Here is a 23,466-nt window from a genome sequence, read left to right on the forward strand (position 1 = left end):
TTTGAACAGTTCTATAAAAAACCTGATTCCAAAACCCTCATTTCCACTTCTAGTGAACTTAATCTCCTAAATTCTACCTTTTCCTGAAACAATATCTCTTCATTCAAAATTTTCCTTGCAAAAACAACTTTCAATTCACTATAAACCTTATTTTCTTCAAGTGGTAATGAATATTCATTATCACTGCTGTCCCTTATTGACTTAACCTTGTAATTCCCAATACTTTCAATATCTTTTGCTAAAAAAATCAAATTTTTTATCTCAACAGCTTGTCCATTTTTTTTAAGAATACTGTCAAAATACCGTTCCTTCTTATTTATCGAAAATCTATTCCCATCAAATAAAATCCCTTTATTCAAAATTCGTTCTACATTCTGATTTTCCTTCTGTATCAAAAAATTCTTCTCAACTTTATTTTCCTTTTGGCTTTTCAAAAACACCATTTCCTTTTTCTGTCGCACATAGTAAGCAAAATTAATTGAAAACGCTGAAATTATTGACAAAATTACCAAAACATAAACAAGGCTAGCTCCCTCATTTCTTTTTTTTATATTCTTATTTTTTCCCCCAAGTTTTATATTTTTCAATAACCTAAAATATCTATTCCCCATTATCCAAAACCTCAATTTAAATTCTCACAGCCCTAACACTATCATTTTTATGACTATTTAACTTAATAATCAGTACTTCTCCCACTTTCTCAAACTTTGCCTCACGAAATTTTCCAACTTCAGCTCTACTTCCAAACTTTTTCAAATTTTCCGCATCAGAAATATACAATTTTCCTTTATCAAATTCAATTTTGTAAAATAGCTCATTCAATTTAAAAACTATTTGATTTTCTTTAACAAAAATATTATTATTCTCTCCTTCATAAGAAAATCCTTGAATATCTCTATTCTTTATATCCAAAACAATTTTATCCATCGAAAAATACATTTTCTCATACATTTTCTGATTATCCTTCTTTGCCTTTTCCACAATAACCACACGTTTTAAGAACACAGAAATTACGAATACAAGAACAGAAAATATAAACATACTTATTAATATTTCGACTAATAAATATCCTTCTCTTTTTTTCATTTATTTTCCTCCTACAAACTAATTTTTTAACTGCTTTCATCAATATTTGGAAAATAATAATCCTTTATTTTATCAATATTTATTTCAAAAATATATTCCTTCTGTCCAAACTCATTCATAAAATACCCATCCGCCTTCTTTATTTCCAAATTTATTTTATCTTCCTGAAACTTTCCCTTTTTATCTAGTTTTTGTTCCAATTTTTTCAAAAATTGATATTTTTTCTCAATTGCAAATCTATTATAAAAATCATCTACTTTTGAAATCTCATATTTTCCGATAAAATTTACAATTTCATCATATTTTTTTGCCTTTAATATTTCAACCATATTTTCAATGTTTACATTTTTTTCATTTAAATTATCAACTTTAATATCCGTTTTAAATGTCTGTAAAAATAAATTTGCAACTGGTACAATGATAACTGTTACAAAAAACATCGAAATTAAACTCTCAATTAACGTTTCTCCCCTATTCCTTCTCATATTTTCCCCAACTTTTATTTGCCAAAAATCTCAAAAATTACATAACTTACGATGATAAACGGTGCAAATGGAATATATTCATACTTTTTCCACTTTTTCAAAAATAAAAATAAAAAAGCAACTATTCCAGAAAAAATATACAAAATCATATAAAAATTTATAATCTTCTCCACTCCAAAATATCCCAAAATACCACCAATTCCCATCATCAGTTTCACATCCCCAAAGCCTATCAGCGTTTTTCCGAAATAATCTTCTAAAATATAAAGCACTATCATCGGCATTGAATAAGCACAAATTCCCATATAATAACCTTCTAAATTAATATTTTGAATTGCTAATATCAATCCTAATGCAAGTAAAATGACAAAACTTTCTTCAGGAATAATCCTTTTTTTCAAATCAATCCAGATAATTCTAAAAAAAATACAATATTTCACAATTTCAATCACAATATTCATTATTTCCTAATTTCTTCTCCTGCAAAAGCCTTACTTCCTGCAGATACTTTGGCAAAAACCTCTCCATCCTGATAAACTACATTTCCTTCAATATTTCCAATCTTAAATTTCCCATTGTTATCCAGCCCAATTCCAAGTTTATTTAGATTTCCATGCTCTGTTAAAATATCCTGTAAATTCTTAGGTGCATCTCCACCATGATCAATACTCCAAGAAGTTGTAGTATTATTAAGTTCCGCAACTGCTCCAATTACCTTGCTTCTATTCGCCTTATTCAAATACTTACCAACTTGTGGCACTGCAATTGCCGATATTATCGTAATAATCGCTACTACCAGTATTACCTCTACGAGCGTAAACCCTTTTTCCCTTTCCTTTAATCCTTTGTTTTCTTCCCTTCTTTTCATTTTTTCAATTTTGCTCTTTTCTTTTTTTGAAACCTTATCCATAATTACCCACCTCTTTTTATTAATTTTTATTTAATAATTTATACTATATTTTTAAATAAAAGTCAATATATAAATTAAATTATTTTAAAAATTAATTAATTTTTTATAAATTTTAGTTTTTACACAAAAAAAGACTGTACTTAGAAATTTACTTCCAAGCCAGCCTTTTCGCATTTACATATTATATTTTTTAATCTCTATCTATTATAATGATAACCTGAATATTCACAACGATTTCTTTCATCACATGTTTTTCTGTTCCCCACAGTATTCGGCACATCGGCACATCCAACAATAAATAACACAAATACTACTGAAATAATTAAAAGTTTAGTAATATTTTTAATAAATTTTCTATCATTTTTTCTGATATAATAAAATTAATCTGCCGTGCATTCTGTGATTTCTCCAGTCGAATCCCTTTTACAAAATGGTCTTTTATCGTAACATTCATATCCTCTATCTCTATGATAATCACAAGTATACCCTCTTTTCGCCTTCCCTCTCTGATATTTTGCCCATTCTTTTGGACTAAACAATTCACATGCAGTTATACTCAACATTAAAGAACCTAAGAACAACACTCTGAGTACATTTTTCATACCAAATTCCTCCTAAATTTCACAAATTTTTGTATTTTTTTCTTTTATTACAGTATAACTTATGTTTTTGATATTCCAATTTTATTTTCCTTATTCATTTTTTTTTTTTTTTTTGATTAGAAATTTATTATAAAAAAAGACTGTACTTAGAAATTTACTTCCAAATCAGCCTTTTCGCATTCACATATTACATTTTTTAATCTCTATTATAGAGATAAGGTATGTATTTACAACGGTTCTTTTCATCGCATGTTTTTCTATATCCCGCAGTATTACATCCAATAACAAATAAAGTAAACATTACTGCGATAACCAAAAATTTAATAATGCCTTTCATAAAAGTCTCCTTCCATTTTTTATCAATAATACAATATTTTTAATTATAAGGTTTTGAACTGCATTCTAAAACTTCTCGACTAGAATCTTTTAAGCAATATGGTCTCTTATACCTACATTCTATTTCATCAGTCCAAATATTCTTATGACACACTTCTCCTTTCATATTTTCCTCTCTATTCAACCTTGCCCATTCCTTTGGACTAAATAATTTACATGCAGCTATAATCAACATAAAAAAACCTAAGAATAACACTCTGAATAAATTTTTCAAAATTTTTCCTAAATTTCATAAAATTTTATATTATGCCATGTATTTTTAATATTTTCATTTTAGTTTTCTTATTTATTTTTTATTTAATTTTTCATAAAAGAGTGAACTTAAGAATAAATTGTAAATCCTATTTTTATATCAAAAATTTAAAATATAATTCATAACGAATAAAAATTAAAACTCTCATTTTATTTTAATGTTTTGATAATACTATATTGTTAAAAATATAAATAGCATTCAATATTTCAAAATTTAAAAAAGAGATTAAAAGTTTTATAAAGATAAATATTTTATAATAAAGGCTGTGAATAATAAAATATTGTAATAAATATAATCTTGTAAATACTAAATTCAAAGGATTAAAAGTAGAAAATTATAGCAATTTTTCGTTAAGTGTGCTATATATAAAAAAATAATAGAATAAAAGGAGATGATTATTAATGAAACAGATAAATGGAAAAAGAGCTGTTTTGGAAAATGGAGTTTTAAGAAAAGAAATAAAATTTGGATTTTCATGGGGAGCATTTTTTTTAGGTTTTATATATCCGTTAATTAAAGGGGATTATATGGTGGCCGGAATTTCTTTTGTCGTAATTGGTATAACAGGGATAATATATTTTCCATTGATATTTGTTCTATCAATGGTATTTGGTTTTATATATAATAAAATGTATGTTAGAAGGCTTATTAAACAAGGATGGCATCCATTTACAGAAGAAGATGCGCAGGTTTTGAAAAAGAATGGAATACTTTTTAATGAGAAAAATAAATCCTATGGAAGCAATGAAGAAAGGATGATAGAAGAAGCAGAAAATTTTAAAAAACAAGAGTCTGGAAAAATAGAAGTTATTGAATTTAAAAAAAATAACAATGATAATGATTTTTATGATACAAATAATGCAAATATTGATAGTTCTTTTAATGGAAATCCTAATAATACGGAAATGAATCATAAAAATCGCACAATACAGAAATTTGTTGCAAGATCAATTGGTGGAGGGCTTGTTTCACTCATCTTAGGAGTTTTCACGGCAAATATTGTTCTAATTCTTTTAGGAGCTGGACTGACAGGTGGAGGAGCCTTTTTGGCTATAAAAAATAAGGATAAAATAAAATGGAAATAAGAAAATATTTAATTAAATCTGAAAATTACAGAAACACAATAAAAAAACTTTTTATTCTCTCTCTGTTTTTAACAGCATTTATGAGGTATAATAAAAATGAACCGTTCACAGAAAGTGAGAAAAAATATGAAAAAAAAGAAAAAATGGAGCAATTAAAATTATTTTGTGAAGAGAATCGTTGTGTCCTGCTGGAGATGGAAGAGAGTGAAAGATAATGAGATTACTAGTTGTAGAAGATGAAAAGAAGTTGAACGAACTTATTACAAAAAAGCTTAAAAAGGAATATTATGGAGTTGACAGCTGTTTTGACGGAGAAGAGGCAATCAGATATGTGGAAGGAACTGAATATGATGCGGTAATTTTGGATATTATGCTTCCAAAACTTGACGGATTTGAAGTGATTAAAAGAATAAGGGCAAAGAAAAATAAAGTTCCAATACTGCTTTTAACTGCAAGAGATAATATAGATGATAAAGTGAAAGGGCTAGATTATGGAGCAGACGACTATCTTGTAAAGCCTTTTATCTTTGAAGAACTTATGGCCCGTATCCGTGTACTTTTAAGACGGAATTCCGGAAATGCCGATAATATAGTTACAATAGCTAATCTTAAGGTTGACCTTGATGCTAAAACAGTTTTTAGAGATGATTTATTAATAAAACTATCAGGTAGAGAATATTCGATTTTGGAATATTTGATACGAAATAAAGGAAAAATTTTATCAAGAGAAAGAATAGAAGACCATATATGGAATTATGACTATGAAGGTGGAACCAACGTTATAGATGTTTACATCAGATATTTGAGGAAAAAGATTGATGACAGCTATACTCCAAAACTTATTCATACCATTCGTGGATTGGGTTATGTCCTGAGGGTCGATAATGAAAATGAATAAACTTTCTATAAAGTCCAAAATAACTTTCTGGTATATCGGTCTTATGATAAGTCTTATAGTCATATTTCTTATAACAATAATTTATATTAGTGAAAATCTTGTACGGGCAAACGCTTATAAAAATTTGAAAAGTTCTGTAGTTTCGGCATTCGACGAAATTGAAGTTTATGATGGTGAACTTACTATTGACAATGATTTTATTATTTTTAATAATAATGTTCATTTGTCGGTTTATGATGATGAAACAGGATTTATTTATGGGGATATTCCATTGGATTTTGAATATGATGAAACTTTTTCCGATAAAAATGATGTAAGAATTATAAAACATAAAAATAAAAAATGGTATATTTTTGACAGCAAAAAGAATTTTTCAGGCTACGGCATTATTCATATTCGTGGAATTGCTCCTGCAACAGAAGTGGAAAATATTATTGAAACAATTGTTTTAATTTCTCTGATTGTATTACCATTTTTCTTGTTATTTTCAGCAATAAGTGGATACTTTATAACAAAAAAAGCATTTAAACCTATAGAAAAAATAAGGGGAGCTGCGGAGAAAATTAATGAGGGAAATGATTTGACACAAAGAATTAATATTGGAGAAGGAAATGATGAAATTTATACTTTGGCAAATACCTTTGATACAATGTTTGACAGACTGCAAAGTTCCTTTGAAAGAGAAGCACAGTTTACATCAGATGTTTCACACGAGCTGCGAACACCTGTGTCAATTATAATTTCCGAATGTGAATACGGTCTTGAAAATCTCACTTCAATAGAAAATGCCAGAAATACAATTTCTTCTGTGCTTGATGAAACTAAAAAGATGTCAAAATTAATCTCACAGCTTCTGACTTTATCGAGAATGGACAGAGGAAATCAGAAACTTAATTTTGATAAAATAAATATAAGTGAAATGGCACATCTTATTGCTGACAGTCAGCAACATAATGCAGACAGTAAAAATATAAAAATTTATTCTGAAATAGAGGAAGACATTTTTATTGTTGGCGATGAGACGATGATTATGAGAATTTTTGTAAATTTAATTTCAAATGCGATTAACTATGGTTGTGAAAATGGAAATATATGGATAAAACTGTCACAGGATAAAGATTTTGCAATATGTAAAATTATTGATGATGGAATCGGTATAGAAAAAGAAAATATACCTAAAATATGGGGACGATTTTATCAGGTGGAAAGTTCCAGAACAACAGAAAATATAGGGCTTGGATTATCAATGGTAAAATGGATTATAGAGGCACATAACGGAGAGATTTATGTGGAAAGTGAAATTGGAAAAGGAAGTTCGTTTGTATTTAAGTTGAAAAAGGAGGGAAAATGAAAAAAAATTTTTTGAAAAAATTACTTATAGTATTTTTTATTACAGTAATGGGAGTCCCTGCAAATGGAAATTCAGCTAAAGAGACTAAAACAGTAAGAGTTCTGAATGTTGATGTAAAAATTTCGATTGCACAGGCAAAGCAGCTTGCGTTAGACCATTCAAAAGTGGCAAAAAATACTGCAAAAATGACTAAAATTCGTCTGGATAAGGAAAATAAGAAATTTATATATGAAATAGAATTTTATACAGAACGGAAAAAATATAAATATAACATTGATGCGAATACAGGAAAAGTTCTGAGTTACAGCCAAAAAGACCGAGTATCGGCTTCAACGACAATAAGAGATGATGGTAAAATCATTAATACAAATGGCAGTGATACAGAAATAAGAAAAACACCAAAATATATTGGAATAGAAAAAGCAAAAGAAATAGCAGTTGCACGGATTACTGGTGCAAAAAAAATCAATGTTACAAATATTCAGCTGGATAGTGAAAAAGGAAGAAAGATTTATGAAGGAAGAATAGTGTATAAAAATACAGAATACAAATTCGACATTGATGCTATAACAGGTGAAGTAATAAAATGGGAAGTAAATGAAAATTAGTAAAGTAAAATATCCTCTAAAGTTTAAACTAAAAAAATAAACCGAAGAGGATATTTTTGGTTAAAAATTATGCTTTGTAAAGTTTTTCGTAATTAAATTTATTTTTAAGTTGTTTAAGAGTATAATCAAATATGAATAAAGGTGGAATAAATACGATAGTTAATGTTATTATTGGCATATTTTGAAGATAAAATATTTTTTCAACTATAATCATAAAAGGCTTGTATAGAAATATCGAAACAAGATTAAATGTCGAATGTAATAAAATTATCCACCAGATCGGATTGGGTTTTAACCGCACATTTCCGAAAAAGATACCTGATATTGTTGTGTATATAAATTTAATTGGATTCAAATGAAGTATTCCAAAAATTACAGCCTGAATTAAATTGGCATATTTTGTCTTTTTCTTTAAAAATTGAAGTATTAGTCCTCTCAATAAAAGCTCTTCCCCAATAGGGTAAAATACTAGGAATTTAAGCAGTTCATTAACTTCAAAAGACTGTTTTGAATAATCGGCAAGAATTATCTTTTTTGATAACAAAGAACTTAAAACGGTAAGTAAAATTATTACAGATGTTATAATTAATGCTGAGTAGCAGGCTGTATTCAATATCAGCAGTCCCAATTCTTTCATTTTAGATTTATTAATATTTTTTTCCATTCTGATTGTTCTTCCTTTCATGAATTGTTTTTATAAAATATTCTATCATTAGAATATTAAAATAAAATGAGAGATATTTTATTTTGTAGTAAAGTAACTTTTAGCCATTTTTAAAGATTTTATTTGAGAAAAACCTTTTTCTGTTATATAATGTATTTAAACAACTTTAAAATCAAATTTTTACTTTATGTTGCATATATGAAAGGAAATAAAATGAAAAAAATTATTGTTATACTGGCATTTATATTTTTTAATTTAAGTTTCTCTGCGGAAAAGACTGAAAAAATTATGTGCTATATTCCTAAAGAGCTAAAAACAAACAGTAAAGCAAGATTAATTTATGAAGATACAGAAAAATATAAAGATGAGGAAATACCGCCTGAAGTGGCAAATCCTGAAATTGTTAAAGCATTAAAGGAAAGAAGGCTTGTCGTATTTCAAATGAGGTGTAAATATGATGGTGATATGTACCGTTATATAACAGCTTCAGACTATGCAGTTGAATATCTTACAAAACAGACAATAAATAAAGAAGAAGGAGACTATTATTTACTGGAACTTCCGACAAATAAGGCACTCGCTTTTCAGGATATGTTATTTATTGGAGATTTTATAGACAATTCAATCAGTACAAATGATGAACTTTTTCAAATTCTCTATATGATAAATGTTCAGTTTCTGGAAATAAGACAGCAGGAACTGGAAGAGGAAGGGTTGAAAGTAGTTTACTAAATTTTCTCAATTTTTTCATTTTTGCAGGGATTATTCATTTTTTATATCCCTGCATCTAATATGATTTATAGCTATTTAACAAAAAATCACAATCAAATTAATGACCGTGATTATATTTTCAAATTTTTTACATTTTCTATATCTTTAAATCCTATTTGTTTTAAGATTCTCATATCTGTTTTATATAATCTTAAATTTCTATCTTCATAAAATCTAAAAACAATATCTTCAAATCTTGTATTTTCTATGTATTTATTCTCAAAAAAGAAAGGGAGCGAGGCTTCTTTCAACTTGTAATAATTTATAAAAACCAATTTCTCTAATGCTTTTTCTTCATTTTCAACAATCATTCCACGCTTTTTAAAAAGTTCTAACTGCTCCGTAATTTCTAAATACTCCTTACTCATAGTTGCTCCTATAATAAATAAAAGCCCTACACCAACTATAAAAAGTTTGTAGGGGGTTTGATATGTTTAATTGTATCCTATTTTTATATAATTGTCAATAAAATATTAAAAAAATCGAAATCATATTACAAATTTTATTATCAAAAAAATAAAATAACCGACAATACGTATTTACTGTTTTCACTCGTATTCCTTACAATATAATTTTATCTCTTTGAAAAAAAGTAAAAATTCTCATTTTATTTTAATCTATATTACATATCATAAAATTGAAAAATGACTGATTAATTAGTGTTTGAATAAGGAGGAAAAATGAAAAAAATATTTTTTGGAAGCCTGTATTTTATTCATCTGCTCTGTTTTAATATTCTGGTACTATTTTTTCTGGCTGTATTAGAAGTATCAGTTTTAAGTAATTTGAAAATGATTGGAGGTATATACTCGGACAATCTTATATTAATTTTGCTTAATATATTTTTATCATATTTTTATGAAAAAGCAGGAATAGGAAAAAAGGCTTTGATACTTTTAGCAATAATTGGTGTAATATTAAAAATACTAATATTTTTAATATCGTATAAATATTTAGTTTCATCAGCAGGAGATGAAGAATTTTTACCAACTTATTATGCTTATTTTGCCATAGGTTTATTGGATGTAATATTTCTTGTGGGGCTTGGTGTAAATTTATTGATAGGAAGGAAAAAACAGCATGATAAAAATTAAAAAATTGACAGGATTTATGATTTTTCTACTTTTTGGAATAATATTTATTTCCTGTGGAAAATCTTCAAAAAAAGATATAATAGACAAGGGATATATATTAGAAGTAGGTGTATCCAATGAGATTGACAGGGAATTTGCCGGAAAAATGGAGCATTCTCCCACTTATACTATTTTCAAAGCGACTGAATATAAGGACAATGATATTATGGTGCAGAATCTCAAAAATGGAACAGTTAAAGCAATCCTTTCGCCTATGCTGTCGTTAGGAAATTCTGATTACGGCTATTATCCTGTCTATGTGGATAACAAAAATTATGAAACTGTATATCTCATATACAGAAAGGATACTCCCGATTTTTTGAAAAACAGCTTTGAAAAAGGGGATAGCTTTATGTTAAATAATATGGAAAAATATTCTAAAGAAAAATATAAAGAAAGATTTTCATTTTTTAGTAATATTGAAGATTTTGAGAAAAAAATAATGGCTAATGAATGGGCTCTTGTAAATATTGCAGGGCTTGAACTTAAAAACAGTAAAATTTCAATAAAACTTGATAAAGGAAATGTTTTTATAACAGGAAAAAATGGGAAAAAATATTTGGGAAAATATTCCCTGAAAAATCACAGGATTTCTTTTGAAATAGATAATTTGAACAATCTGTTGAAAAAAGAGAGTGAACTGAGCGACAGTGATAAAGATTTTTTATATGATTTAAGTAATGCCGATGTAATAACGTTTATGGATAATGAGCAAACTCTTTTTATCGGAGTTCCCGAGAGTAATCTTATATTTAAAAAAATAAATAAAAAGTAAAAAACTCTAATGTTCTTTTAATCTAAAAAATATACAGTATAATCAAATAATAGAAATCATAAAAAAATAAAATTTTTAGGAGGAATAATTATGAAAATAAATTTAAAGAAACTATTTGTTATAGCAGTTATTGGGACAGGTTTATTTATATCACAGCCTGCACAGGCATTTTATTATGATATGTCAGACAGTTTTAACTATACAAACAATGTGATAAATAGTACAAGAAATTATTTACTTGGTAGTGAAGTAATAAGCCACATTAAAAAAGGAGATTATTCTTCAAAGAAAAAATCAAATTCTAAAAAAACAACTACAAAAACAACGGGAAGTTCAGCAACTTCAACTACAGTCCCAAAAACAACAAAAGCAAATATTACTTTTAAATCGGACGGAAATACAAGAGGACTTGATTATTTTGTTAATAACTATCCGTCAAAACAGAGAGGGGAAGCAAGAACATATCTGAAAAAAATTCAGGATTCTTTCCCGCAGGTAGCACGTTCAGTAGGAATACCTACAAATGACCTGTCTTCAGGATTGGCAGCTGCAATAGCAGGAGCATATATGGCATATAACAATGTAAGTCTGAATGATAGTTATATGAAACCTATGCAAAATCAGTTAAAAACAGTGCTTCAAGGTGTAGATGACTTTGATAAAATGAGTAACAGTGATAAAAAATATATTTACGATCAATTGGTAATAATAGGAATGACTTTAACCATAAATCAGTACCAAAATCAGCAAAACCCAAATGCAAAAGTTACCGCTCAGTTAAGAAATGCAGGTAAACAGGTGCTTGAGGGACTTCTTGGAGTAAGTGCAAGCAAAGTGAAAATAACGGCATCAGGGCTTTCTTTTTAAAATAAATAATTACAAAAATAAGAAGTTTTATTATAGTATATAGTGATAATAAAAAACAAAAAAAATGAAAATATATAATTCAATTCGGGAGGAATAATTATGAAAATAAATTTGAAAAAACTATTTGTTACAGCAGTTATTGGGGCAGGTTTATTTGTATCACAGCCTGCACAGGCATTTATGGGATACTGGTATGATTATAACAGTGACTGGATTCAGCAGGATATAATGAGAAGAACTTTTGAGAATCATAATAGAGTTTTTGGTAATAATACAAATAACGACAGTTCAAGTGGAAAAAGTTCAAGCTCTAAGAGTACAGGAAGCAGTAAAAGTAAATCATCATCCCAAACATCGTCTAAACCAAAACCGGCAAAAAAAGCCAAAATTACTTTTAAATCGGACGGAAATACAAGAGGACTTGATTATCTTGTTAACAGATATCCTTCAAAACAAAGAGGAGAAGCGAGAACATACCTGAAACAGATGCAGGATTCATTCCCACAGGTAGCACGTTCAGTAGGAATGCCTACAAATGATTTGTCGACAGGAATGGCAGCTGTAATAGCGGGAGCATACATGGCTTATAATAATGTTAGCTTAAATGACAGTTATATGAAACCTATGGCAAAACAGTTTAAGGAAGCATTGGAAAGTGTATCGGAATTTGATAAAATGAGCGATAGTGATAAAAAATATGTTTATGATCAAATGGTAATAATAGGAATGACTTTAGCTGTAAATCAGTCCCAAAATCAGCAAAATCCAAATGCAAAAGTTACCGCTCAATTAAGAAGAGCGGGAAAAGAAGTACTTGAGGGAGTTCTTAAAGTAAATGCAAGCAAAGTGAAAATAACATCATCAGGGCTTGTTTATTAAATAAAAAGAATAGTTTTATATTCACAAAATACAATAAGGGGTTCAGTTCATTTACCCCTTATTAACAGAAAAGAAAAATTAGGAGTGAAAATGGATAAAAAAGTTATATTTTCTAAAGGGATAAATTCTTTTACACTGCATATTCTGGCAATGACATTTATGGTGGCAGATCATCTGTGGAATATATTTTTTCCTAATCAGATATGGTTAAATATGCTTGGAAGACTTGCATTTCCGATTTTTGCCTTTATGCTTACAGAGGGATTTTACAGGACAAAAAACAGAAAAAAATATTTAATTCGTATCTTTATTTTTGCGGCTATTTCGGAAATTCCGTTCAATCTTTTTGCAAGTCTGGCATTAAAAGGAGAAATAATGGTATTTTATCCATATAACAATGTATTATGGACTTTCGGAATTGCCTTATGTGGAATGAATTTACTGGAAAAAACGGAAAAATCAAAAAATCTGAATAAAATAATAAAATTTTTTGTAAAAGCTGCCATAAGTATTTTAACCATCGTAATTGCACATTTTGCAAGAAGTGATTATTTAGGATATGGGATTGCAATTATTCTGATATTCTATTTTTTCAGGGGGAAAGATTACAAAAACATAATATTTCAGGCTGTATTAATGGTGTTTCTAAACGTATTTATTATGCCTGGACTTGAATTTCCGTTTAACATTTTTGGAAATGAAATATTTATAAAAACACAGATATTTGCGATATTTTCATTGCCGATAATATGGCTTTATAATGGGAAACAAGGTATTCATAACAGATTTACAAAATATATGTTTTATTTCTTTTATCCATTACACCTTTTACTAATAGTGGCGATTTATGTTTCTTTTATGATATATCTGATTTCTTTGATAGGTAAGAATTATGGAAATTAAATGAAGTCAATATTTACAAAGCAAAAGTTTAAGAAGAACTGTTAAGAAAATAAAAAACATAAAAAATTCTATATCCATTGGGGAAGTGATAAAATTGAAAAAAATTTTAATAATAGCTATGATAGTTTTTGTTGTTTTTAGCTGCAATAAGAAACAGGAACAAAATAAAACAAAAAAAGGTAATAATGTTGATATAAGCCAGAGTGATAAAAACAAAACTGAAGAAAATAAAGAAAAAGTAGAAAAAGATAGTTCTGAAATAGAAAAACAGAAGGAAGTTTCATCAGAAGAAGTTATAAAAAAAGCGGAAGAGGAATTTTTAAAGGACAGCAAAAATCTTGAGAAATACCGTAATTATGTAACTGTGGCATTTTATCAAAACCGTGAATTTAAAAGAACAAAGGAAATTACAGAAATATTTTTAAAAAATGCTCCTGATTATTCCTATGGTTACAGAGTGATGGCAGATATTCTCTTTTATGAAAAAAAATATAAGGAAAGTGCTGAATATTATGAAAAAGCAATAGGTATTTTAAAACATGGTAAACAGAGTTATGCGGAATACAAGGATATTAAAGTATTAAATAATGTACTTTCAGAAATAATTGAAAAAAATTTGATACAGGCTTACAGATTGTCAGGAAATAATGAAAAAGCAGTAGAAACTTTTATAATTAACCAAAAATTTCTAAAAGAAAACTATAATCCCCTTTTGTATAACATAGCTTTAGAAAATGTCAAAAAGGATAATGAAATGTTAAAATCTACTAATAGTAAGAAATATGAGGAAAACAAGAAAAAATTATCTGATTTAAATTAACAGTAAAATAAAAAAATTACAGGAGGAACAGTTATGAAAGCAAAATTTATGAAAAAAATATTTCTTTTAAGTATTTTAGCACTGGGACTTGGAATTTCAGGACAAGCTCATGCTGATTATAGCGATATGTTTAAAAATGAAATAATGCAGGAACTTTTAAATACAACTTCATCTTCACAAGGTAAATCTTATGGAAAATCATCGCTCACTTTTACACAGGACGGAAGTACCGATGGACTGGAAACATTGGTTGCAACTTATCCAAAAAGCCAGCAAAAGGAAATAAGGGCATCATTAAAACAGCTGTATGATTCTTTCCCACAGGTAGCCCATTCTGTAGGAATACCGACAAATGATCTGTCTTCGGGAGTAGCGGCTGTAATAGCAGGAGCATACATGGCATATAACAATGTCAGTCTTAATGACGACTATGTGAAACCTATGGCAAATCAGTTCAAGGCTCATCTTGAAAACAGCGGATTTTTTGACGGAATGAGCAACAGGGAGAAAAAAAGTATGTACGACCAGATGGTTATGGTTGGAATGACTTTAGCTGTGGGACAGTCCTTAAATCAGAGCAATCCTAATTCACAGACTACAGCTCAATTAAGGGAGGCAGGAAAACAAATACTTGAAGCTATTTTAAAAGTGGATGCTGACAGAGTCCGTATAACAGCTCAAGGAATATCTTATTAATACGGAGGGGACTGAAATGAATTCAATTATTGCATTAGTATATCTTTCAGTTGCTGTTATATTAATCGTTTTTGGTGTGAAACAAATAAAAAACAGAAAAAATCTTCGTAAAATTAATCAAAAACAGGAAGATGAGGTTAAAGAGAAAATAAAACTTGGAATTTTATCAGCTGATACAGTTTACCGTGAAAGAACAGAAACAGGAAGAGTATTTTATGAAGTGCCGGAGGATTTGAAAAAAGCAGTTGTTCTAAATCTTATTTGCTTTGCCATAATGCTAATATTAATATTTCTGGGAATAAAACTTGGAATATTGCTTTTAATAGTCTGTGCTGTAATAAGTATGATACACGGATATAAATATTATTATTTAAAAGAAAAAACGAAAAATACACTTAAAATAATAAATGAAGACTTTTATTTAAATGGAAAATTATTAGATATAAAGGGCTATAACTGGGGTACTGAATTATTTCCCCTGTTTGGCTCTCGAATAATCAGACTTAAATCCCATATTTATCTTCTTGATGACAAAAAGGAAATCTGTTTTGTACCTGAAAGACAGTTAAAAAGATCTCAAGTAGATATAATAATAGAAGATGACAGAATTTCTAAAACTATAGATGATATTATTGATGTAATCCAGAAAAGACAGATTCCAAAAGTAAAATTCAAACTTTTTAAAATGAAAAAAATGCAGAGCATACTTCTTTTTTTACTTTTTATATCAATTGTGATACTTGTTTCTTTGTATAAAAGCAAAGCATATATGTATTTATTTTAGTAAAATAATAGTAGCATATATGGTGTATAACAATATTATCTTTGTAAAAACAGATACTGAAAACAATTTTAAAAGTGGATGCTGACAGAATTCATATAACATTGCAAGGAATATCTTATTAATTCAGGGAGTTTAAAATGCTATGTAGTTTAGTTTTTGCATTAATATATTTTGCAGTTTTAAGTATAGTAATTATTTTTGATATGAAAAATAGAAAAATCAAAAAAAATTTACATAAGATTATTCAAAAGTATGAGGATGAGGTTAAAGAGAAAATAAAACTTGGAATTTTAGCAGCTGATACAGTTTACCGTGAAAGAACAGAAACAGGAACGGTATTTTATGAAGTGCCTGAAAATCTGAAAAAAGCAGTTGTTCTAAATATTATCTGCTTTACCATAACAGAAATATTAATGTTTTCTGGAATAAAAATTGGAATACTGCTTTTACTTAGCTGTGCTGTAATAAGTATAACATACGGGAACAAATATTATTATCCAAAAGAAAAAACAAAAGATACACTTGAAATAATAAATGAAGATTTTTATTTAAATGGAAAATTACTGGATATTAAAGGCTATAACTGGGGTACTGAGTTATTTCCTCTATTTGGCACTCGAATAATCAGATCTAAATCTCACATCTATCTTCTTGATGGAAAAAAGGAAATCTGTTTTGTGCCTGAGAAAAACTTAAAAGGAGGATCTTCGCAAATAGATATAATAATAGAAAATAGCAGAATCTCAGAAATTGTGGACAACATGATAGACATAATTCAGAAAAAGCAGATTCCAAAAGTAAAATTTAGGCTTTTTAAAATGAAGATAATGCAGAGTATGCTTCTTTTTATACCTTTTATGCCAATTATGACATTCGTTTTACTATATGGAAGTAAAGCACATATACATTTATTTTAATAGGATAAGAAAATAGCTGATGGAATTTTGAATAGTTAAATACAGACAGAGGTGAAAAAATGAAAAATAAAAAAATAAATATAGCTATGATGGCAGGAATGATTTTAATGAGTATGAGATGTGAAGCAAAGGGGAAAGCTTCCCAAAGCAGTATTTCAGGAAAATATAATGTGGAAACGCTGACTACAAAAGGGCAGACTGTAAAGGTGGCAGGTCAGGAATGTTTTGAAAATTCATACTTTGAAATAAAAGGAAATATTGCCTATATAAGCCTTAACAATGTAGTTAACGGGAACTGTATAACAAAGGCAGGAACTTATGACATGCAAAGTAAGGGCAATGAGAGATACATTCTTGTAGGAAATGGCAAGGAATCAGATGAAATTATTGTAAAAAATGGAAAAGTGCAGTATAATCAGGATACAGGAATTTCAATGACATTTTCCAAAGAGGTGGCATCTACTCCAGAAAATATGAAAAAATAGTTTACTTTTTGATTAAAAAGTTAAAAAATATAGCATTTTTAGTGTAACTAGGAAAATTTATTATTAGAAAAATCAGGAGGAATCATGAAAAGATTTATATCATTTATCTTACTGGCAATTATGTTTATAACAAGCTGCGGAATTAACCAAAGTGCTGAAGAGAATGATGATAAAAAGGCTGTAATAGCGGCTTTTGAAGATTATATCAACGCAGCAAAAAATGAAGATACAAAAAAAGTTAATGAATATCATTTAATATGGTTTAATATCTGGCGTACTTCACAGGAAAGTTATAAATATCTTACTTATAAAATAAATAAAATTGAACTAACAAAGCAGAAAAATGGAAGCGGAAGGGACATAAAGCTTGCTTATGTAAATGTGTCACTAAAATATCCCGATTTAAACTATACAATGTCTAAATTTTATAAAAACAAAGACTTTAATTCGTTGGTAAGAGGAAAAAGCAGATCTACACAGCTAGAAATAATAGAACAGGAAATCTCTTCTTTTTTGAAAAATGAATTAAAGAAAAATGACACAAAATATATCGAAAAAGAAATGATTGTAAAATTTCAATATTTCTATGGAAACAGAAGATGGCTAATTCCTGAAGACGGAAACAAGGAATTTATAAATATTCTTTCGCTTGACAATTATAAAATAAAGGGGATAGATAAAACAATAGGAGAAATTACAAGAACACCATCAGATGATAAAGATAGAAAACTTTTAATTAGTGAAAAAGAGGAAAAAATAAAAAATAAAACAGCAAAAATTGATGATTATAAACTGCTTCTAATACTTTACTCGCCGGTAAAAAATCCTGATAACATTAACTTTAAAAGAATATCGCAAAAATTAATAGAAAATTTCCCTGATTATCCGGAAGGATACCGTATTATGACAGATTTCCTCTATCATAGTTATCCTGATAACTATTCAGAAATACTGAATTATGCACAAAAAGGAATTGAAGCATATAAAAATGTCGATACAAAAAAATATCCGGAATTTGTTTATGAAAATAGCAGAAATCATCCAATGAATGAACTGTTCACAATTATGATAGATGTTTATCTGAAAAAAGGTGAAAAGGAAAAAGCACTGGATGTATTCAATAAAAATAAAAAAATTATAAAATACTGGATGCCTCCTGCAAATTATGTACAGCTTATAAAAAAATTGGGAGTAAAATGGTAGAATTTATAAATTTTCACAAATAACTAAAAATTACAACAACAATAATAGGAGTTGATTTATTATGAAAAAAATTATTTTTGTATTTTTAATATTAGCAAGTGCCTACAGTTTTGCAGCACAAAAAACTTTAAGAACGGTAGAAAAATGTCGTGTAACTTCAAGAGGTATAACAAAAGATGGTAAAAGGTTCGCAAACTGTGTGAGCCTTCAGTCAGGAAAAATATTTAATTTTACAGGACTTGTTGACCAGACTTATTACAAATTTTCAAAAGGAACAGTATTTAAAGTGTATTTTTATGGAAATGGAAATAGAAATTTAACTTTGGAAACTTTTGATTATATTCAATGATTGATTTAAAAGAGTAGAATTTTTTAAACATTTTAAATAATATTTTTTATATTTATAGTAAAGCAGCCTTAAATTGATAAAGCTGCTTTTCTATGAAATAATCTTTTATTTTTTTCTCGAAGTTTACTTTATATTCATTTGTTGTTTTTTATTAAAAAACTATTACAAAAAAACTAAACTTAGAAAAAGTTTTCTAAATCAGTATTATATAAATTTGAAATTACAGATTTTCAACATTTTCAATATTAATAACTTCAATTTCTTTATTAATTTTCTTAATCAATCCTGCCAATACTTTTCCAGGTCCGATTTCATAAATTTTTGTAACTCCATTTTCAGCCAGTTTATTTATTGTATCTACCCATTTTACTGGTCCGAATGTTTGACTGTACAGTTCATTTTGAATTTCATTAGCAGAATTTAAAACATTTGCTGTGGTATTTGCAATAATCGGAGTCGCTGGATTATTCCAAGTGTAATTTTCAAATTCTTTTTTCAAAATTTCTGCAACAGGTTTCATTAATGATGAATGGAAAGGTCCTGAAACTGCTAAAGGCAATGCTCTTCTTGCTCCTTTTTCCTTAAACAGCTCAAGATTTTTTTCAATTACTTCTTTCTCTCCAGCAATAACTGTCTGTTTTGGCTCATTATAATTTACTGCCTCCACAATTCCATTAATTTCACCACATATGTTTTCTACATCTTCTGCACTAAGCCCCAATATTGCAGCCATTCCACCATCAATATTGGCACTGCTCATTATTTCCCCTCTTTTTGAAATCAATTTTAATGTATCAGTTTCATTTAAAACTCCAGCCGCGTATAAGGAACTGTACTCTCCCAAACTATGTCCAGCCACAAAATCAGCATTTATACCTTTTTCTTTCAATAATTTTGTTAAAACAACTGAAAATAATGCAATTGCAGGCTGTGCATATTTCGTATTTTTCAGTTCCTCATCAGTTCCTTCAAAAATAACTTTTTTCACATCTTCATTATTTTTAAAAATCTCATCAATTAATTTTTTATTATCATCATTCACTTCATCATACAACTTTTTTCCCATCCCAGCATACTGAGTCCCTTGTCCTGGGAATACAAAAGCAATTTTTGACATAAAGTTCTCCTTCTATTTCTTTATTTCTTCAGCGTCCACCACTTCTTCATTTTTTGATTCCTTAGCCTGTTTACTGCTAAATTTAGTTAATTGCTTTTTATCAGAATTTTCCTTTATACCAAGTCCGAAAACAACTATTCCTAAAATAAGCGGAACTAAAAATAACGGTAAATTTTCCCATAAATAATGAGTAACATATAAATATGCTCCTACTCCAAGAAAAATCCATCCATGTTTTTTCTTTTTAACCAAGAAATAAATACCTACAAGAATCATTACTACCTGATAATTCACAATATACTTCATAATGTCCTCAGGTATGAATTTAAATAAGCTTAAAACCACAATTACCAGTCCCCAAAAGATTTTTGAATTCATAACTTTTCCTCCTAATTAATTTTATATTTTATTTTTTTTATTTTTCCAATTATTTTGATAATTCCACTAAAATTGAACCATAAGTTAGTCCCCCGCCAAATCCAGTAGCAACAAACTTATCGCCCTTCTTAAGTTTTCCTTCCTTTATTGCCTCATCAAGCGCTATCGGAATTGATCCCGCCGAAGTATTTCCATATTTATTCAAGTTTACGAAAAATTTATCTATCGGCTGCTTAAATCTTTTTGCAATTGACTCAATAATTCTGATATTTGCCTGATGCGGAATAAATAAATCAACATCATTAGCAGTTATTCCAGCCTGTCCTAATACATCTTCCACAGTTTCAGGGAAAACTCTTACTGCAAATTTAAAGATTTCTCTTCCATTCATTTTTAAGTAAATGTCCTTATTGTCAATTTTTTCTTTAGATACAGGTTCTTTTGTACCTCCTGCAGGCACTAGCAGCTCACTTGCCCCAGAACCGTCAGCCACAAGGTGGCTTGCCAAATATCCTCCATTTTCCACTTCTCCAAGCACAACAGCTCCTGCACCATCTCCAAATAGAATGCAAGTTCCCCTGTCAGTCCAGTCAATCACTCTTGACATTGCTTCTGCTCCGATAACAAGCACTTTTTTATAAAGTCCAGCCTTAACAAAGCTATGCCCAGCCGAATATGCGTAGACAAATCCAGTACAAGCCGCGCTCAAGTCAAATGCCGCCGCATTTATTCCCAATTTATCCTGAACAAGTGCCGCAGTCGATGGAGTTCCATAATCAGGAGTCATAGTCGCAACAATGACCAGATCAATCTCATTTTTATCTATGCCGGCATCTTCAATCGCTCTTTGCGCCGCTCTAAATGCCAAATCTGATGTCCCTTCATTTTCATCCACAATTCTTCTTTCCTTGATACCAGTTCTAACTGTTATCCACTCATCATTTGTATCCACAATCTTTGCCAAATCATCATTTGTCATTATCTTTTCAGGTACATAAGATCCTGTTCCTAAAATTCCAACTTTCATATTTCACCTCAGATTTATTTTTTATTTTTACTATTTATATTTCTTAGTTTCTTTATATACTCGAACCCATTTAACATTAAGCTATTAAGCTATTAAAAATTATATAAACTCAGGGTTTGAGTAAATAGTCACAGCTTTTGAGTTCAGTTTTAAAGTTTTTTTACTATAATTTTATACTAATTCCAGTTTAAAATCATTCTACTAAAGTCTATCATAAAATTTTTAAAAATACAACCAAAAACATTTAATTTAGTAAATAATAAAAATAAAAAAAAGCAAGACATAAATCCTGCTTCAACAAACTACTCAGCTTCAGTTGCTTCATTATTCGATAATACTTGTCTACCTCTGTAAACTCCTGTTTCCAAGTTTAATCTGTGTGGTCTTCTTACCGATCCATCAGCTTCTACAACAATGTTTGGAGCTTTGATAGAATCATGTGATCTTCTCATATTTCTTTTTGCTTTAGAGGTTCTTTTCTTAGGTACTGCCATTATTTATCGACTCCTTTCTAATTTTTATATCATTAATTTTTTAATTCAATGTTGTAAAATAATTATAAAAAATCATAATTTTTTCACACTTATACAAACTATTATAATAAATATAAAGCCATTTGTCAAGGCTTTAATATGTTTTTTCCATTTATTCACAATATTTTTTATTTTTTTCTAACTTTTATTGAATTTCTGTTGCTTTAATTTTTCAAAAATTTATTTTTGATTCTCTTCAGATAATGTATTAACTTTTTCTTGCTTATTTTTTTCAATAATAATTTGATATTTTTTCTCAGTATCAAATTCAAGATTTTTTATCTTTTCAGAAATTTCATCTGTCATTGTTTCATTCCCAACAACTAAAACAACAAAGTTCTCATTATTATTTGCATCTATCAATTTCCCAATTTTAACTTCACTAATATTATTTGAAAAATTTTTATATAAAATATTTTCAACAGTTTTTAAATCATTTTCCAAAATTTCTTGATTTTTATTTTCAATCGGTAATGAAACATCTTCAGCATTTTCTTTTATTTTTTCTTCGCTCAGATATTTTGATAAGTCCTGTGCTGTTAAATACTTTTCATTGGATAACTGCTGTATTTTTAATTTATAGTTTTTCAATTTATATTTTTCCAGTTTTTTTTCTAATTTCTCAATATCCTGTTTTTTAAAGGCATCTCCTACAATTTTTAAAATAACAGTTTTATCTTTTTTATTAATAGAATTATCAAAAACATAATGATTTTTTAATTCCCCTGAAATAAATTTTTTTAATGAATTTTCTCTCGCTGTATCTTGAACTAAAGTTATTGCTGTATATATACTTGGAATAATTATGATTAAACTTACTATATAAAATATTATTTGTTTTTTTATTGAAATTTTATTTCTTGCTTCAAAAATATTTCCAGAATAAACTATCAAACCAACTAATGTTGCTATCATTATAAAAAATACATTTATTATAAACAAATATCCTGCTCCAAGAAAAATTTTCAGATTCCCATGAGCAATCCCAAATCCTACTACACACAAAGGAGGCATTAATGCTGTTGCAATAGCTACTCCAGGAACTACATTTCCACCATCTTCTTCAGTTTTTGCAATTACTCCTGCAGTTCCACCAAAAATTGCGATTAAAACATCCCATAAAGTAGGATAAGTTCTTGCTAGTATCTGTGGTGTTGCATCATTTATAGGGCTTACTAAAAAATAAAAAGTGGAACTTACTACACTTATTAATATAAAAATTCCCAATCTAAAAAGTGATACATAAACTCTTTTTAAATTTCCATTTGATAATCCCAATCCTAGCGACTGAATTGGCGACATTAGTGGCGAAATCAACATTGCTCCAATAATTACTGCAACAGAATTTGTATTTAATCCTATTGAAGCTATAATCATTGCACAAATCAGAATAAACATTGTTTCCTTTGTAAAATCAGAATCTTCAATAATATTTCTTTTTAAAATCTTGTATTTCTCATGTTTTATTTTTTCTATCATTTTACTATATCT

32 protein-coding genes are annotated in these 23,466 nt (G+C 28.3%); 18 read left to right on the forward strand and 14 right to left on the reverse strand.

From position 1 onward, the window contains the following. Positions 1-11: 11 nt before the first annotated feature. The 7 genes from FVE77_RS09295 to FVE77_RS09325 form a co-directional block, all read right to left on the reverse strand. A complete protein-coding gene (locus FVE77_RS09295; protein WP_232052914.1) occupies positions 12-587 on the reverse strand; it encodes a hypothetical protein in 576 nt (191 codons plus the stop codon). Positions 588-627: 40 nt separating this feature from the next. Further along, positions 628-1,086: a prepilin-type N-terminal cleavage/methylation domain-containing protein gene (locus FVE77_RS09300; protein ID WP_026746968.1), complete on the reverse strand. Its 459-nt coding sequence runs from the start codon at positions 1,084-1,086 to the stop codon at positions 628-630. A 26-nt stretch (positions 1,087-1,112) separates the two neighbouring features. Then, positions 1,113-1,571: a type IV pilus modification PilV family protein gene (locus FVE77_RS09305; protein WP_026746967.1), complete on the reverse strand. Its 459-nt coding sequence runs from the start codon at positions 1,569-1,571 to the stop codon at positions 1,113-1,115. 14 nt (positions 1,572-1,585) lie between these two features. Continuing rightward, the gene (locus tag FVE77_RS09310) at positions 1,586-2,032 is read right to left on the reverse strand and encodes a prepilin peptidase (protein WP_026746966.1); all 447 of its coding nucleotides are present in this window, start codon (positions 2,030-2,032) and stop codon (positions 1,586-1,588) included. Next, complete coding sequence (locus FVE77_RS09315; protein WP_026746965.1) at positions 2,032-2,481, reverse strand: prepilin-type N-terminal cleavage/methylation domain-containing protein; 450 nt, start codon at positions 2,479-2,481, stop codon at positions 2,032-2,034. The genes FVE77_RS09310 and FVE77_RS09315 overlap by 1 nt, the downstream gene beginning before the upstream one ends. Before the next feature lie 380 nt (positions 2,482-2,861). Then, complete coding sequence (locus tag FVE77_RS09320) at positions 2,862-3,083, reverse strand: hypothetical protein (protein WP_036088222.1); 222 nt, start codon at positions 3,081-3,083, stop codon at positions 2,862-2,864. A gap of 376 nt (positions 3,084-3,459) precedes the next feature. Next, the gene (locus FVE77_RS09325) at positions 3,460-3,654 is read right to left on the reverse strand and encodes a hypothetical protein (RefSeq protein WP_146967919.1); all 195 of its coding nucleotides are present in this window, start codon (positions 3,652-3,654) and stop codon (positions 3,460-3,462) included. A 479-nt stretch (positions 3,655-4,133) separates the two neighbouring features. Between FVE77_RS09325 and FVE77_RS09330 the strand changes: the two genes are divergently transcribed. Genes FVE77_RS09330 through FVE77_RS09350 form a run of 5 tightly spaced genes read left to right on the forward strand, consistent with a single transcriptional unit; the run spans position 4,134 to position 7,674 of the window. Beyond that, positions 4,134-4,817: a DUF2628 domain-containing protein gene (locus FVE77_RS09330; protein ID WP_026746963.1), complete on the forward strand. Its 684-nt coding sequence runs from the start codon at positions 4,134-4,136 to the stop codon at positions 4,815-4,817. Then, positions 4,808-5,032 carry a hypothetical protein gene (locus FVE77_RS09335; protein WP_026746962.1) on the forward strand — a complete coding sequence of 75 codons (225 nt, stop codon included), beginning with the start codon at positions 4,808-4,810 and terminating at the stop codon, positions 5,030-5,032. Before FVE77_RS09330 ends, FVE77_RS09335 begins: the two co-directional genes overlap by 10 nt. After that, on the forward strand, positions 5,032-5,715 hold the full coding sequence (locus tag FVE77_RS09340) for a response regulator transcription factor (RefSeq protein WP_026746961.1): 684 nt from the start codon (positions 5,032-5,034) through the stop codon (positions 5,713-5,715). Before FVE77_RS09335 ends, FVE77_RS09340 begins: the two co-directional genes overlap by 1 nt. Continuing rightward, positions 5,702-7,066, forward strand: a complete 1,365-nt coding sequence (locus FVE77_RS09345; RefSeq protein WP_026746960.1) for a sensor histidine kinase — start codon at positions 5,702-5,704, stop codon at positions 7,064-7,066. The genes FVE77_RS09340 and FVE77_RS09345 overlap by 14 nt, the downstream gene beginning before the upstream one ends. Continuing rightward, the gene (locus FVE77_RS09350; protein ID WP_026746959.1) at positions 7,063-7,674 is read left to right on the forward strand and encodes a PepSY domain-containing protein; all 612 of its coding nucleotides are present in this window, start codon (positions 7,063-7,065) and stop codon (positions 7,672-7,674) included. The genes FVE77_RS09345 and FVE77_RS09350 overlap by 4 nt, the downstream gene beginning before the upstream one ends. Positions 7,675-7,741: 67 nt before the next feature. Here FVE77_RS09350 and FVE77_RS09355 read toward each other — a convergent pair whose 3' ends face one another. Further along, the gene (locus FVE77_RS09355; protein WP_026746958.1) at positions 7,742-8,338 is read right to left on the reverse strand and encodes a CPBP family intramembrane glutamic endopeptidase; all 597 of its coding nucleotides are present in this window, start codon (positions 8,336-8,338) and stop codon (positions 7,742-7,744) included. A 213-nt stretch (positions 8,339-8,551) separates the two neighbouring features. On the opposite strand from FVE77_RS09355, the gene FVE77_RS09360 reads away from it, so the two are divergent. Continuing rightward, entirely contained in the window at positions 8,552-9,070 is a 519-nt protein-coding gene (locus FVE77_RS09360; RefSeq protein ID WP_026746957.1) for a hypothetical protein, read from the forward strand. Positions 9,071-9,180: 110 nt separating this feature from the next. On the opposite strand, the gene FVE77_RS09365 is transcribed toward FVE77_RS09360, so the two are convergent. Continuing rightward, positions 9,181-9,477 carry an Abi family protein gene (locus FVE77_RS09365; protein ID WP_051254526.1) on the reverse strand — a complete coding sequence of 99 codons (297 nt, stop codon included), beginning with the start codon at positions 9,475-9,477 and terminating at the stop codon, positions 9,181-9,183. Positions 9,478-9,789: 312 nt separating this feature from the next. Between FVE77_RS09365 and FVE77_RS09370 the strand changes: the two genes are divergently transcribed. The 12 genes from FVE77_RS09370 (at position 9,790) to FVE77_RS09425 (ending at position 18,920) form a co-directional block, all read left to right on the forward strand. After that, positions 9,790-10,203 carry a hypothetical protein gene (locus tag FVE77_RS09370; RefSeq protein ID WP_026746956.1) on the forward strand — a complete coding sequence of 138 codons (414 nt, stop codon included), beginning with the start codon at positions 9,790-9,792 and terminating at the stop codon, positions 10,201-10,203. Then, positions 10,190-11,017 (forward strand): hypothetical protein, encoded by an 828-nt coding sequence (locus FVE77_RS09375; RefSeq protein ID WP_026746955.1) that lies wholly within the window; start codon positions 10,190-10,192, stop codon positions 11,015-11,017. The genes FVE77_RS09370 and FVE77_RS09375 overlap by 14 nt, the downstream gene beginning before the upstream one ends. Before the next feature lie 90 nt (positions 11,018-11,107). Beyond that, a complete protein-coding gene (locus FVE77_RS09380; protein WP_026746954.1) occupies positions 11,108-11,884 on the forward strand; it encodes a DUF6683 family protein in 777 nt (258 codons plus the stop codon). A gap of 99 nt (positions 11,885-11,983) precedes the next feature. Next, a complete protein-coding gene (locus FVE77_RS09385) occupies positions 11,984-12,763 on the forward strand; it encodes a DUF6683 family protein (RefSeq protein ID WP_026746953.1) in 780 nt (259 codons plus the stop codon). 90 nt (positions 12,764-12,853) lie between these two features. Beyond that, on the forward strand, positions 12,854-13,666 hold the full coding sequence (locus tag FVE77_RS09390; protein WP_026746952.1) for a TraX family protein: 813 nt from the start codon (positions 12,854-12,856) through the stop codon (positions 13,664-13,666). Positions 13,667-13,751: 85 nt separating this feature from the next. Further along, the gene (locus tag FVE77_RS09395) at positions 13,752-14,486 is read left to right on the forward strand and encodes a tetratricopeptide repeat protein (protein ID WP_232052915.1); all 735 of its coding nucleotides are present in this window, start codon (positions 13,752-13,754) and stop codon (positions 14,484-14,486) included. 33 nt (positions 14,487-14,519) lie between these two features. Continuing rightward, on the forward strand, positions 14,520-15,182 hold the full coding sequence (locus FVE77_RS09400; RefSeq protein WP_026746950.1) for a DUF6683 family protein: 663 nt from the start codon (positions 14,520-14,522) through the stop codon (positions 15,180-15,182). A 16-nt stretch (positions 15,183-15,198) separates the two neighbouring features. Then, on the forward strand, positions 15,199-15,966 hold the full coding sequence (locus FVE77_RS09405; protein WP_026746949.1) for a hypothetical protein: 768 nt from the start codon (positions 15,199-15,201) through the stop codon (positions 15,964-15,966). Between the two features lie 137 nt (positions 15,967-16,103). Beyond that, a complete protein-coding gene (locus FVE77_RS09410) occupies positions 16,104-16,883 on the forward strand; it encodes a hypothetical protein (protein ID WP_026746948.1) in 780 nt (259 codons plus the stop codon). A 59-nt stretch (positions 16,884-16,942) separates the two neighbouring features. Then, complete coding sequence (locus FVE77_RS09415) at positions 16,943-17,368, forward strand: hypothetical protein (RefSeq protein WP_026746947.1); 426 nt, start codon at positions 16,943-16,945, stop codon at positions 17,366-17,368. An 84-nt stretch (positions 17,369-17,452) separates the two neighbouring features. After that, positions 17,453-18,571, forward strand: a complete 1,119-nt coding sequence (locus FVE77_RS09420; protein ID WP_026746946.1) for a hypothetical protein — start codon at positions 17,453-17,455, stop codon at positions 18,569-18,571. A gap of 61 nt (positions 18,572-18,632) precedes the next feature. Next, a complete protein-coding gene (locus tag FVE77_RS09425) occupies positions 18,633-18,920 on the forward strand; it encodes a hypothetical protein (RefSeq protein ID WP_026746945.1) in 288 nt (95 codons plus the stop codon). Positions 18,921-19,140: 220 nt separating this feature from the next. On the opposite strand, the gene fabD is transcribed toward FVE77_RS09425, so the two are convergent. From fabD to FVE77_RS09450, 5 genes are all read right to left on the reverse strand, one after another. Further along, the gene (fabD, locus tag FVE77_RS09430) at positions 19,141-20,037 is read right to left on the reverse strand and encodes an ACP S-malonyltransferase (RefSeq protein ID WP_026746944.1); all 897 of its coding nucleotides are present in this window, start codon (positions 20,035-20,037) and stop codon (positions 19,141-19,143) included. Positions 20,038-20,049: 12 nt separating this feature from the next. Continuing rightward, positions 20,050-20,415, reverse strand: a complete 366-nt coding sequence (locus FVE77_RS09435; protein WP_026746943.1) for a hypothetical protein — start codon at positions 20,413-20,415, stop codon at positions 20,050-20,052. Between the two features lie 49 nt (positions 20,416-20,464). Continuing rightward, a complete protein-coding gene (locus FVE77_RS09440; RefSeq protein WP_026746942.1) occupies positions 20,465-21,442 on the reverse strand; it encodes a beta-ketoacyl-ACP synthase III in 978 nt (325 codons plus the stop codon). Between the two features lie 302 nt (positions 21,443-21,744). Then, entirely contained in the window at positions 21,745-21,936 is a 192-nt protein-coding gene (rpmF, locus tag FVE77_RS09445) for a 50S ribosomal protein L32 (protein WP_006803402.1), read from the reverse strand. Between the two features lie 219 nt (positions 21,937-22,155). Beyond that, on the reverse strand, positions 22,156-23,454 hold the full coding sequence (locus FVE77_RS09450) for a TIGR00341 family protein (RefSeq protein ID WP_026746941.1): 1,299 nt from the start codon (positions 23,452-23,454) through the stop codon (positions 22,156-22,158). Positions 23,455-23,466 lie beyond the last annotated feature (12 nt).

The sequence above is a fragment of the Leptotrichia hofstadii genome, from assembly GCF_007990525.1.
GTDB classification, from domain to species: Bacteria; Fusobacteriota; Fusobacteriia; order Fusobacteriales; family Leptotrichiaceae; genus Leptotrichia; species Leptotrichia hofstadii.